This window comes from Methylocystis sp. H4A (assembly GCF_015709545.1).
GTDB lineage: Bacteria > Pseudomonadota > Alphaproteobacteria > Rhizobiales > Beijerinckiaceae > Methylocystis > Methylocystis silviterrae.
In genome coordinates this window covers 210,857-223,004 of record NZ_JADNQY010000025.1, presented here as the reverse complement: position 1 = coordinate 223,004, position 12,148 = coordinate 210,857, and the positions used below count along the sequence as shown (strand labels likewise).

Genomic DNA, 12,148 nt, shown 5'->3' with positions numbered 1-12,148 from the left:
GCGGCCCAGTCGCCGCGCAGGATAGTCGGAGCAAGACCATGGCTCACAAAAAGGCAGGCGGCTCGTCGCGCAACGGCCGCGATTCGGACGGCCGGCGCCTCGGCGTCAAGAAATTCGGCGGGGAAGCCGTCATCGGCGGCAATATTATCGTGCGCCAACGCGGCACGAAGTGGCGCCCGGGCCGCAATGTCGGCATGGGCAAGGACCACACGCTTTTTGCGCTCGTCGAAGGAGTCGTCGAATTCAAGTCCAGCGGCGGACGCGCCAGCGTATCGGTGGCGCCGGCGCCCGCCGCAGCAGCCGAGTAAGGCGGTAGGGGACGACCCGCCGCCGGCCTTCCGGCGGAAGTCGTCTCGACTACCTCTCTCGCGAATTCAGGCGGGAACGTTTCAGGCGAGATGTCCGGAAGCGCCGTGAAGGGCCAGTGGGGAGCGCTCTCCTTTCAGGCTCTTGGGCCAATATTTCCGATGTCGCTTGGAGCAATCAATGTTTCCCGAAATTACCCGCGACGACGTTTTCCGGCTGGAGACTGAGCGACTGTGGCTGCGTTGGCCGCGCGCCGCCGACGCCGATGAGATTCGCCAGCACGTCGGCGATCCCGACGTCGCGCTGATGACGGCCAGCATCCCGCATCCTTACGCGCCGCACGACGCCAACGCGTTCATCGCATCGGTGCGCGAGGAGAACGGCGCCGGCGGCGGCCTCCATCTCGTCGTCACCCCGAAGAATAGGCCCAACGAGCCGATCGGGCTTGTGAGCCTTCATGGCGCGGATCGCCGCGGCTCGGCGACGTTCGGATTCTGGCTCGGCAAGCCCTATTGGGGACAAGGCTATACGACCGAGGCGGCCAGGGCCCTCATCGACCTCGCCTTCGGAATCACCTCGCTGGATCGGATCGTCTCCTCGGCGCGGCCGGACAATCGCTCCTCGTTGCACGTGCATGAGAAGCTCGGTTTCCACCGCACGGGCCGCGGCATGCGGCCGGCGCCCGCGCGCGGCGGCGAAATGGAAGTCGAGCTTTTCGAATTAAAGCGCGGCGAAGCGCACACGCTGTTCGGCGCCCGCCGGCCGCGATTCTTTTCACCGTGAGCGGCAGATGAAATTCCTCGACCAGGCCCGCGTTTTTGTCCGCTCCGGCGACGGCGGCGCGGGATCCGTCTCCTTTCGGCGCGAGAAGTTCATCGAATTCGGCGGGCCGGACGGCGGCGACGGCGGACGCGGCGGCGACGTCGTCGCGGAGTGCGTCGCCGGGCTGAATACGCTGATCGATTATCGCTACCAGCAGCACTTCAAGGCCAAGACCGGCGGCCACGGCATGGGCAAGAACCGCGCCGGCGGGCGCGGCGCCGACGCCGTGCTGAAAGTGCCGGTCGGGACGCAAATCTTCGAGGAGGATGGGGAAACCCTCATCGCCGACATGACGGAGGTGGGGCAGCGCGTCGTCATCTGCAAAGGCGGCAATGGCGGCTTCGGCAACGCGCATTTCACCACCTCGACCAATCGGGCGCCGCGCCGCGCCAATCCTGGCCTCGAGGGCCAGGAGCGCACCATCATCCTGCGGCTGAAACTGATCGCCGACGCCGGGCTGATTGGCCTGCCCAACGCCGGCAAGTCGACATTCCTGGCGACGGTGACCGCGGCGAAGCCCAAGATCGCCGACTATCCCTTTACGACGCTGCATCCCGGTCTGGGCGTCGTGCGCAGCGACGACAGAGAATTGGTGCTGGCGGACATCCCGGGCCTGATTGAAGGCGCCCATGAGGGCCACGGCCTCGGCGATCGATTTCTCGGCCATGTCGAGCGATGCCGGGCGCTCCTGCATCTTATCGACGCGACGGGGGAACATGCCGGCAAGGATTACAAGATCATCCGCGGCGAACTCGCCGCCTATGGCGCCGGTCTCGCCGAGAAACCGGAAATCGTCGCGCTTTCAAAGATCGACGCGGTCGACGCGGATCATCTCAAGAAGCAGCGGGAGCGGCTGAAGCGGGCGATCGCCGCCGCCGGGCCCGAGACGCGCGAGCGCCAACCGGCGCCCTTGCTCCTTTCGTCGGCGAGCGGCGCCGGCGTCAGGGAAGCGCTCCGCGCTGTGTTCGACGCCATCGAGGCGCAAAAGGCGTACGAGCGCGCGTCGGAAGCCGAGGGGCCCTGGACCCCCTGACTTCGGACGCGAAACCCTTAATCGCCGCCTGCGCGCGGCGTCGCCATTGACCTTAACAAGATCAGTGAATAGCTTCGACGGGCTATGAGCGCGCGCAGCGAAGTCAAAACATCGCAGTTCAGTTCGACGGCAGTCACGCTGCTCGTCGCCTATCTGTTTGTTTTGCAAGGCCTCGCTGTCGGCGTTTCGTTCAGCGGACGCGGTTCGGGCCTCTTCGCCAACACGATCTGCTTTAGCAAGGCTTCCGGACCGCTTTCCGGAGATCCCGCGACGCCCGCGCGTCCGGCGCGGCACGGCGACGTCTGTTGCGTCGTGCATTGCGCATCGCTCGGAGGCGCGACCGCCGCCTCGCCATTCATCGGCGAGACGCCCCCGGCCGCGTCCTATTCGACGATCGGACTGGCCTTTGACGAGACATCTCGTCTTCCAGAGGCGTCGACCCCGCCGCTCGGCTCCCGCGCTCCTCCCGTCCTGATCTGACGCTTGCCGCAGAAATGCGGCGTCACGCCCCGACATGTCGGCATGCCGCCGGCGGGGGAGAGTCAGACCAGCGTATCCGTCGTTTGTCAGCGTGCATCGCACAGAGCACGCGCCGCTCAGTTCTCAGACTGGCGGTTGCGACGAGCCATCGGACCGCGCAGCGATTTTGGATCATGGAACAGAAAACTCAATTGGCGCCGCGCCTCGTTAAGCGGGCGCGCAGCGCCGCCTCGGGAGAACGGCGCTGCTCTCAGAGCGGAAAGCTGACCGCCGCGAGCGACGGCGACATCCGCGTCGCGCCTGAAGCCATTGCGGCCCCCGCGCCGACGCGCGGACGGGTGGAGGTCGTCGAGACCTATTTCGACCCCGACGGGCGGCCAATGAAGCGCAAAAGCCTGGGCGCAGCCAGGGTGGCGCGCTTCTATGACGCCAAGGGCAATCAGGTCGAGGAGGCCTATTTCAACGCCGAAGGTAAGCCGACGATCCGCAAGGATCTTGGCGCGGCGCGTATCTCCTGGCGCTATGACGACAGCGGCAACCAGGTCGAAGCAGCCTTGTTCGGAGCCGACGGCGCGCCCTTGCCCCGCAAGCGGCGCGGCAAGCGGGCGTTCGACAGAGCGTCTGAAGGCGGCTGACGAGGCGTCCTATTTGACGCGCGCGATCAGAAATCCATCCCAACCCTTGGCGCCGACGGTTTGCACCGCCGTCGCTTCAACCCGCCCTTCCGCGGCGACGGCGTCAAACAGCGCGCGCGCCCCGAGCGCGCCGCCATCGGTTTTCGAAGGGTCGGCGACGGCGCCCTCGCGCACGACATTGTCGACGATGATCAGCGCTCCGGGGCGCGACAGCTTCAGCGCATAATCGAAATAGGCGGCGTTGTTGGGCTTGTCGGCGTCGATGAAGGCAAGATCGAAAGGCTGCGCCCGCTCTGATTCAAGCCGCGGCAACATTTCGAGCGCGGGGCCGACGCGCAGATCGACGCGCGCGCTCATGCCTTCACGGGCAATATTGGCGCGAGCGACCTCGGCATGTCGCGCATCGACTTCGATGGTGACGACCTTGCCGCCCTCGCCCACCGCCCGCGCCAGCCAGGTTGTCGAGTAGCCTCCCAGCGTCCCGATTTCGAGAACGCGTCTTGCGCCGATCGCGCAGGCGAGCAGATGCAGCAATTTGCCCTGCGGCGGCGAAACATCGATCGCGGGCAGGCCAGCGCGCGCATTTGCCGCAAGCGTTTCCTCCTGCGCTTCTTCTTTGGAAATCAGCGCCGCGCCGATATAGTCGTCCACGCGACGCCAGGCTTTTTCTTCGAACATTTGACGTCCCTTACATCGAACGCTTAACGTTAGCTAAGGCGAAAATAAATTGACATCTCGCGTGATATCACGCGATGTTCCGCCGTCGTTCGCGCGCCAAAGCGCACGGACGCAAAAAGGCTTGATAGCCGCATTTCACGAGCCCCAGTTGGACTGCGGCCGATATGCTGCTCATCACAACACTTTATGGGAGCACAACCAATGATCAAGCTTGCTTTGACGACGGCCCTTGCCGCCGCCGCCTTTAGCGCATCGGCCTATGCCGCGCAGTGGAATGTGACCGAAGCGAATAAGGCGGGCATCAAGCGCGCGCAGGGCACCTGGACTGTCGCGACGGAAGGCGACAAGGTTTCGGGCAAGAGCGAAATGCAGCTCGATAACGGCTCCATGCTGACCTACAAGCTTGAAGGTGAACTCACGGGCGGCGTTTACACGCTCAAACTCGTGGACCGCTCCGATTCCAAGAAGAATTGCGTATGGACCGGCAAGCCCGTCGAGGGCGCTCATAACGTGTACTTGGGCGAAGCCGTCTGCGACGGCGAAAAAATCGTGATCAGAGGCGGCCAGAACTAAGCGCCTGACAACAGCTTCTTCCAATAACAAACGCCGGCTCAACGCCGGCGTTTTCGTTTGGCGTTGGACGCGCCGATTAGGCGTCCTCCATCGCTTCGAGTTCCGCGATCAGGCCTTCGATCATTTCAAGGCCGATGTTCCAGAACGCCGGATCCCGCGCGTCCAATCCGAAAGGCTTGAGAAGCTCGGCGTAAGGCTTGGCGCCACCCGCTTCGAGCAAAGCGAAATAGCGCTCGGCGAATCCTTCATGCGCCTTTTGATAAACGCCGTAGAGCGAATTCACCAGGCAATCGCCGAACGCATAGGCGTAGACGTAGAAGGGCGAATGGATGAAATGCGGGATATAGGCCCAGAAGGTCTCATAGCCGGGGCCCAGGCGGATTGAAGGGCCAAAGCTTTCGGCCTGCACGCTCATCCATAGTTCGCAGATCTGATCTGCGGTCAATTCGCCTTCGCGTCGCGCGTTATGCACCTTTCGCTCGAAAGCGTAAAACGCCATCTGCCGCACCACGGTATTGAGCATGTCCTCCACCTTGGAGGCGAGCAGCGCCCGCTTTTGCGCCTTATCCGACGCTTGCGCGATGAGCGCGCGGAAAGTGAGCATTTCGCCGAAGACGGACGCCGTCTCCGCGAGCGTCAGCGGGGTCGGCGCCATCAAGGCGCCCTGTCGGGCCGCAAGCACCTGATGCACGCCATGGCCGAGTTCATGCGCGAGCGTCATCACGTCCCGCGTCTTTCCTTGAAAATTCAGCAGCACATAGGGATGCGCGGAGGGCACGGTCGGATGTGAGAAGGCGCCCGGCGCCTTGCCCGGCCGCACCGGCGCGTCGATCCAGTTCTTCTCAAAGAAGCGCCCGGCGATCTCCGCCATGCGCGGCGCAAATCCGTCGTAAGCCTCGAGCACGATGTCGCGCGCCTCCGGCCAGGAATAGCGCTTGGCCGGCGTCGACGGCAGCGGCGCGCTGCGATCCCAATAGTCGAGCGCGTCCTTGCCGAACCATTTCGCCTTGAGCTTGTAATAGCGATGCGACAAGCGGGGATGCGCGGCCTCCACCGCTTGCGCGAGCGCCTCGACGACCTCGCGCTCGACGCGGTTGGAGAGATGGCGCGAATCGGCGACGTCCTGGAAGCCGCGCCAGCGATCCGAGATTTCCTTGTCCTTCGCCAACGTATTGGTGATGAGCGAGAAGGTGCGCAGATTGTTTTTGAGCGTCACGCCGATGGCCTGCGCCGCTTCGCGGCGCGTCTCTTCGCGCGAATCCTGCATCAAATTGAGCACGGGCTCGATCGCGAGCTCCTCGCCCGCGACCTTGAAGCGCAACCCGGCGATGGTCTCGTCGAAAAGACGATTCCAGGCGGCCGCGCCGGAGATATATTTCTCGTGGAACAGCTCTTCGAGCTTGTCCTCGAGTTCGTACGGCTTCTCCTTGCGGATGTCTTCGAGCCACGGCTTCCAGCGCGAGAGCGGCTCCTTGCCGGCCGCGGCCATCAGCGCGGCGTCGTCCATCCGATTGAGCTCAAGCTGAAAAAACAGCAGCTGCGCCGAAGCGTTGGTGACCTTCTCCTGCACGTCGCCATAGAATTTCGCGCGCGCGGGATCGGTGGTGTCGCCGCTATAGAGCAGGCCGGCGAAGGACATCAGCCGCCCGAGCACGTCCTGCAGCGCTTCATATCGCGCGAGCGCCTCGCCGAGCTTGACGCTGGCGTCGGCGCCTTTAGCCAGCGACTCCAGCCGGCCGCGATAATCCTTGCCGAATTGCGCAACCTCCTGCGCGGCCTTGGCGAGATCGGCGGCGACCTGGGGAGAATCGGCGCCCGGATAAAGATCGGCGAGATTCCATTCCGGCAGTCGTTCCGCAGTTTTCGCGGCGGGAGCTTCGGCGATCGAATGGGCGAAAGAACGGGCGCTGAACATGGCGGGGACCAAAATGGGCGGCTCCGACAAGCGAAGGCGCGAGGATCGGGATAAGCTTAAATATGGCAAGAGGCCGGACGGGATCAACATGTGGTCAGGGTCGGCGCCCGCGCCAGTTGCGTCTATAACAATATGGGGGCGAAAGAATCAGCTTAGGTGCGCGCAATGGCGGGAGAGCCCGATTTTCTCAGTTCGGTCACGTCGCGTTACGCCATGGCGCGAGATATTTTCGCGCGTATCTCAACTTTCCTCAACAGAGCGACCTTCAAGATCAAGCGCGGGCCGCCGCTCGAAACGATTGGCGAGATCGCGAAGCGGTTCAAGACCGACGACTATGATCGGCTGACCCTCAAGGAACGCGCCGAGACCAAGGCGGGCGCGACTTTCATCGACGAGAAGGTTCAAGACATCAACCGCGCGAGCTTTCATCGCTCCGCCTTCGTGCTGAACGCATTCACCCATTTGTTTTTCGTCGACCTCGCCGCGCAACTGTCGTTCTCGTTCCTGCAGCTCAAATTCGCGTTCGTGATCGCCAACATCGTTCTCGCGCTGCTTGCGCATTCCTCGGTGCGTCAAAGCTATCGCGCGCTGCTCGCGGGGCCGAATGCGCTTCCGCCCAAACGGCGCCTTTGGGGCATGTTTCCCAATCCCGCCTATAACCGCACGGTGAAGAAGAATTCGCGCAGCTATGCGCAAAGCGCCTGGGAAGAAAAATCGCTGTTCCGGCCGGCCTATTTCGTCAACGCAGCGCTCATCTTTCTTGGCGCGCAATTCATTCTTCCGCCCGACCGTCTCATTTTTCCCTTCAGCTTCATCGTCGGGAAAATTTCCGGACTGTTCACGACGCTGGTCATGGCCTTCGACGTCTGGCGCGGCTTTCGCGCCGGCGATGCGGCGCGGATCGCGCGCGAAAGGGAAGTCTCCGTCTACCGCGATCTCGACGTCTGAACCGCAGCGACTCTAGATCACGCTGCATTTTGGCGGATTCGCCAAAATGCAAATAGCGTGATCGATTCCAATAGCTTAGAGCGCGCTCTACGCGAAAAACCGGATTCCACTTTTTCGCAGCGCGCTCTAGCGCCCGCGCAGCCGCGCCAGAACGTCCTTCGTCGCAAAGCCGTCGGCGGGCTGTATGCCCGCGCTCAATTGAAAGGCGTGGATGGCGTTGCGGCTCGCGCGGCCGAGCTTGCCGTCGAACGTGCCGCGATAGAATCCGCGCTCCGTCAACAGCTGCTGCATCGCCTTGACGTCGGCGGTCGACAGCGGCGCGACCTTCGGCCAGGGCGCGATCGGGATCTCGCGGCCGGCGATGCGATCGGCGAGCAGCGCGACCGACATCGCATAGGCGTCGGACGTATTGTATTGGCGGATGACTTCGAAATTGTCGGTGATCAGAAAGGCCGGGCCGTTCGCGCCGGCCGGCAGATAAAGGCTTGCAGCGCCGCCGCCGGGGAGCGCGCCGCCGTCGGCGCGCGTCACGCCGAGCTGCCGCCAGCGAGCGAAGTCGAGATCGAAGGCGCCGTAGTCGAACCCCTCGGGCAGTCGCACTTCGACGACGGCGGGCAATCCGGCGACCCATCCGGATTTCGCCAGGAAATTGGCGATGGAGGCCACGGCGTCGCCGCGCGAGCGCCAGATGTCCGGCGCGCCGCCGCCCTCGTCGCTTTCGGCATATTTGAGATAGGCGGAGGGCATGAACTGTGGTTGGCCCATGGCGCCGGCCCAGGAGCCGCGCAGCTGCGCGCGCGTCGCGTAGCCCTTCTCCAGCATCACGAGCGCGGCGACAAATTCCTCAATGAAGGTTTCGGCGCGATGCCCCTTCCACGCCAGCGACGCCAGGACGCGCAGCGCGTCAGAGCCGCCGGCCGCCGTTCCGAAATTGCTCTCGACGCCCAGAATGGCGACGACGATCTCGCTTGGAACGCCGTGACGCGACTGGGCGCGACCGAGCGGGCCCGCGAGTTCGGCGGCGACCGCACGACCGCGCGCCACGCGACCATTCGTCACAGCGCCGGCGAGATAGGCTGGAATCGAGATGGTGAACTCGGACTGCGCGCGCGGCTTCGCCGAGACCGACGGGTCCGGCGCAAGTCCCGCGATCGCCGCGTCGAAGGTTTCGCGCGAGACGCCGGCGGCCTGCGCCGACGGCCACAGGCCCTGCAAAAACGCCTCGAACGTGTCGGCTTTGGCGCTGCCTCCGGCAAGCCAGAGAGCGGCGACCGCACGAACCGACGCGCCGAGCATCTGACGTCGATCAATCCCTGCACAGAGTATTGGCTCAAGGCGCCGCATCATTAGCCAGTCCTTTGCTGCTTCTTTGGAAATATTACACCTTCCGCCATTTCGTTTGACAGGGGGCGGGCGCTGCCCTCTACTGAAAAAAGCTTAATGTATGAATAGGGAGCGAGTGATGCTCGCCTGTCGCGAAGAATGACTCATCAACCTTCGACTACGAGTTTCGACCGTTCGATCAAACTGCGCGATCAATCCCCCGAGAGCGCAACGAAGGTCTCGGAAATCAAAGCCCGGCTGCGCGGCGCAGGTCTGCGTCCAACCGTTCAGCGGCTCGCTCTGAGCCGGCTGCTTTTCGGCAATGGCGATCGACATGTGAGCGCGGAGGCTTTGCACGCCGAAGCGCGCGAAGCCGGTCTAACAATGTCTCTCTCCACGGTCTACAACACGCTCAACCAGTTCGCCGGAGCCGGGCTGTTGCGCGAGATCGCCGTGCAGGGTCCCCGCACCTATTTCCACACCCGCACCTCGCCGCACCACCATTTCATGGATGAAGCGACGGGCCGCATGTTCGACGCCGCCGATGGCTCTGTCGAATTTACGCGACTGCCGGCGCCGCCGGAAGGGATGGAAATCGTCGGCTGCGACGTGATCATCCGCATTCGCCCGAAGAGGGGGTGAGCGACAGCCCGCCGCGGGATGCGCGCTGCTTTAGCGCGTCGGGCGGCTGGCCTTTGCATACGGACGATCGCCCCTTGCTCGCAGCTTATTTCCGCTGCGCGTCGCGCCACTGCCGCACGACGGCGAGCGCATTCTCAATATGCTTCGTTGCGCCCGAATCCTCGACCGCTGACAGAATCTTCCCGCCGGGCGCGATGACATAAGAGATGCGGTTCGCGAACATCGCTCCCGCGACCGGAACCTTGAAGCCGGCGTCATAGGCGTTGATCACCTTGAAGCCCGGATCGGCCCCGACGGGGAATTTGTCCCGGCACTCTTTCATCGAGAATTCCCGCTGCGTGGCGATCTTGTCGCTCGACACGCCGATGACGCTGGCGCCCATGGCGGCGAACTGCTCGATGGCTTCGGCGAATTCATGCGCCTCGAGCGTGCAGACGCTCGTGAACGACTTCGGATAGAAATACAGCACGACCGGTCCCTTCTCGAGCGCCTGACGCAGCGAGAAGGAGAACTCCTTGCCGCCCTGCGCGGCCTCCAGACTGAAGTCGGGCGCGGCGTCTCCGGGCTTGAGAGCGGCAAGCGCCGCGCTGGAGACGAGAGTTAATAGGGCGGCTACGGCGATGGCTCTCATGAAGGTCTCCTAAGCGGTCGGCATTCCTTCACAGGGACATGGTAGCGCTCGCCTCCCGGCCAAGTCCGGGAAACACAATGTTGCGGCGCAGCATTGCCCGAAATAAGATCAGAATCCAGTCGAGCGCCCGCCGCTTAAAGGACCTTGATGACAAAGCACCCCCATGCCGCGCAGCCGAACCCTGCGCACGCAGAGCAGACAACTTCCAGCCTTCCCCACTCCTCCCGTGTTCATGACTTTCCTAGCCTTGCGTCGAAAGCCTTCGTCGAAGCGTGGCCCAGCGCCTTTCTGGCGGCGGAACGCGCCACCGACAGTGATTCATACGGCTACGCGGCGCTGAGCAATGTCATCGACCGTTCGCTTCATGCGAGCGTCGCCCATCTGACCGGCGGCCTTTCGCCCGCCTCGATGGCGAGCGCCTATTGGGACTGGGCGGCGCATCTCGCGTCAGCGCCAGGAAAGCAGATGCAGCTTGCCGAAAAGGCGATGCGCAAAACTTGGCGATTCGCCAATTACGCCGGGCGTTGCGCGCTGCAGCCCAACGCCGCGCCCTGCATCGAACCGCTGCCGCAGGATAAGAGATTTGCCGGCGAAGCCTGGCGAAGCTGGCCCTATGCGTTGCTCTACCAGGGTTTTCTGCTCAATCAGCAGTGGTGGCACAACGCCACCACGGGCATCCGCGGCGTCACCAGGCAGCATGAAAACGTCGTCGAATTCGCCTCGCGGCAATTGCTCGACATGTTCTCGCCGTCGAATTTCCTGCTGACGAATCCCGAGGCGCTGCAACGCACGTTCGAGACCGGCGGCGTCAATCTCGTCTATGGCCTGCAGAATTTTCTCGAAGACATGGAGCGGCGCGCCGGCGGCAAGCGGCCTGTCGGCGCCGAAGCCTTCGTCCCTGGACAGAACGTCGCGATCACGCCCGGCAAGGTGATCTACCGCAACCGGCTGATCGAGCTCATCCAATATGCGCCGGCAACCGAGACAGTACGGCCCGAGCCCGTGCTCATCACACCCGCCTGGATCATGAAATATTACATCCTCGATTTATCGCCGCATAATTCGCTCGTGCGGTTTTTGACCGAGCAAGGCTTCACGGTCTTCATGATCTCCTGGCGCAATCCGAGCGCCGAAGATCGCGATCTCGACATGGAAGCCTATCGCAGGCTCGGCGTGATGGCCGCGCTCGACGTCATCTCGCGGCTCATGCCGGACCGAAAGATACATGCGGCCGGCTATTGCCTCGGCGGAACGCTGCTCACGATCGCCGCGGCGGCCATGGCGCGCGACAATGACGATCGGCTCAAGAGCGTGACGCTCCTCGCCGCGCAAACCGATTTCACCGAAGCCGGAGAACTGACGCTCTTCGTCAATGAAAGCCAGCTCGACTTTCTCGAAGATCTGATGTGGGAGCACGGTTTTCTCGATTCCAAGGAGATGGCCGGCGCGTTCCAGCTCCTGCGCTCCAATGATCTTGTCTGGTCCTACGCGCTCAAATCCTATCTGATGGGCGAGCGCGAGCCGATGACCGACATGATGGCCTGGAACGCCGACGCCACGCGCATGCCCTACAAGATGCATTCGGAATATCTTCGGCGGCTCTTCCTCAACAACGATCTCGCCGAGGGCCGGCTGCGCGTCAACGGCGGCGCCGTCGCGCTCAGCGACATTCGCGCGCCGATTTTCGCCGTCGGCACGGAGCGCGATCACGTCGCGCCCTGGCGTTCGGTTTATAAGATCCACCTGCTCGTCGACGCCCAGATCACCTTCCTGCTGACGAGCGGCGGGCATAACGCCGGCATCGTCTCGGCGCCCGAGAAGAAGCGCGGCGAATACCGCTTCACGAACCGCGTGGACGGCGAGCATTACGCCGACCCCGCAGAGTGGGTGAAGATCGCGGCTGTCAGGGAAGGATCGTGGTGGCCGGAATGGAGCGCCTGGCTCGCCGCCCGTTCCGGCCCGCCAGTCGCGCCGCCTGCGATGGCCGAAGCGCTCTGCGACGCGCCGGGAACCTATGTGCTGCAGAGCTGACGCGCGGGGACGGCGGCGTGCAGAAGTTTCGTTGGGGACGACCCGCGCCTGGCGCCCTCGGCGCGCGCCACGCCTCGCAACATTCCGTTGAATTCCCCGGATGTCATTCCCGACGCGCTTTGCGCGATCGG

General features: G+C 63.7%; 13 protein-coding genes. 9 read left to right on the top strand and 4 right to left on the bottom strand.

Annotated elements, in window-relative coordinates; genetic code table 11:
• Positions 1-38: 38 nt before the first annotated feature.
• The 5 genes from rpmA to IYW40_RS12550 all read left to right on the top strand — a co-directional run bounded on the left by rpmA (position 39) and on the right by IYW40_RS12550 (position 3,276).
• Entirely contained in the window at positions 39-308 is a 270-nt protein-coding gene (gene rpmA / locus IYW40_RS12570) for a 50S ribosomal protein L27 (protein WP_175093050.1), read from the top strand.
• Positions 309-486: 178 nt separating this feature from the next.
• Entirely contained in the window at positions 487-1,089 is a 603-nt protein-coding gene (locus tag IYW40_RS12565) for a GNAT family N-acetyltransferase (protein ID WP_196400721.1), read from the top strand.
• Positions 1,090-1,096: 7 nt separating this feature from the next.
• A complete protein-coding gene (obgE, locus tag IYW40_RS12560; protein WP_196400720.1) occupies positions 1,097-2,161 on the top strand; it encodes a GTPase ObgE in 1,065 nt (354 codons plus the stop codon).
• Positions 2,162-2,245: 84 nt separating this feature from the next.
• A complete protein-coding gene (locus tag IYW40_RS12555; protein ID WP_196400719.1) occupies positions 2,246-2,641 on the top strand; it encodes a DUF2946 family protein in 396 nt (131 codons plus the stop codon).
• Positions 2,642-2,814: 173 nt separating this feature from the next.
• Positions 2,815-3,276, top strand: a complete 462-nt coding sequence (locus IYW40_RS12550) for a hypothetical protein (protein ID WP_196400718.1) — start codon at positions 2,815-2,817, stop codon at positions 3,274-3,276.
• A 9-nt stretch (positions 3,277-3,285) separates the two neighbouring features.
• On the opposite strand, the gene IYW40_RS12545 is transcribed toward IYW40_RS12550, so the two are convergent.
• Positions 3,286-3,954: an O-methyltransferase gene (locus IYW40_RS12545; RefSeq protein ID WP_196400717.1), complete on the bottom strand. Its 669-nt coding sequence runs from the start codon at positions 3,952-3,954 to the stop codon at positions 3,286-3,288.
• Positions 3,955-4,155: 201 nt separating this feature from the next.
• Here IYW40_RS12545 and IYW40_RS12540 point away from each other — a divergent pair, with 201 nt between their 5' ends.
• On the top strand, positions 4,156-4,527 hold the full coding sequence (locus IYW40_RS12540) for a hypothetical protein (protein ID WP_196400716.1): 372 nt from the start codon (positions 4,156-4,158) through the stop codon (positions 4,525-4,527).
• Between the two features lie 76 nt (positions 4,528-4,603).
• Here IYW40_RS12540 and IYW40_RS12535 read toward each other — a convergent pair whose 3' ends face one another.
• Positions 4,604-6,442 carry a M3 family oligoendopeptidase gene (locus IYW40_RS12535; protein WP_196400802.1) on the bottom strand — a complete coding sequence of 613 codons (1,839 nt, stop codon included), beginning with the start codon at positions 6,440-6,442 and terminating at the stop codon, positions 4,604-4,606.
• Positions 6,443-6,607: 165 nt separating this feature from the next.
• Here IYW40_RS12535 and IYW40_RS12530 point away from each other — a divergent pair, with 165 nt between their 5' ends.
• The gene (locus IYW40_RS12530) at positions 6,608-7,390 is read left to right on the top strand and encodes a hypothetical protein (protein ID WP_196400715.1); all 783 of its coding nucleotides are present in this window, start codon (positions 6,608-6,610) and stop codon (positions 7,388-7,390) included.
• 126 nt (positions 7,391-7,516) lie between these two features.
• Here the strand turns inward: IYW40_RS12530 and IYW40_RS12525 are convergent, their stop codons facing one another.
• Positions 7,517-8,734 carry a lytic murein transglycosylase gene (locus IYW40_RS12525; protein WP_246720780.1) on the bottom strand — a complete coding sequence of 406 codons (1,218 nt, stop codon included), beginning with the start codon at positions 8,732-8,734 and terminating at the stop codon, positions 7,517-7,519.
• A 138-nt stretch (positions 8,735-8,872) separates the two neighbouring features.
• Between IYW40_RS12525 and irrA the strand changes: the two genes are divergently transcribed.
• A complete protein-coding gene (irrA, locus tag IYW40_RS12520; protein ID WP_014890443.1) occupies positions 8,873-9,355 on the top strand; it encodes an iron response transcriptional regulator IrrA in 483 nt (160 codons plus the stop codon).
• A gap of 85 nt (positions 9,356-9,440) precedes the next feature.
• Here the strand turns inward: irrA and IYW40_RS12515 are convergent, their stop codons facing one another.
• Positions 9,441-9,986 carry a peroxiredoxin gene (locus IYW40_RS12515; protein ID WP_196400714.1) on the bottom strand — a complete coding sequence of 182 codons (546 nt, stop codon included), beginning with the start codon at positions 9,984-9,986 and terminating at the stop codon, positions 9,441-9,443.
• 147 nt (positions 9,987-10,133) lie between these two features.
• On the opposite strand from IYW40_RS12515, the gene IYW40_RS12510 reads away from it, so the two are divergent.
• Positions 10,134-12,017 (top strand): alpha/beta fold hydrolase, encoded by a 1,884-nt coding sequence (locus IYW40_RS12510; protein ID WP_196400713.1) that lies wholly within the window; start codon positions 10,134-10,136, stop codon positions 12,015-12,017.
• Positions 12,018-12,148 lie beyond the last annotated feature (131 nt).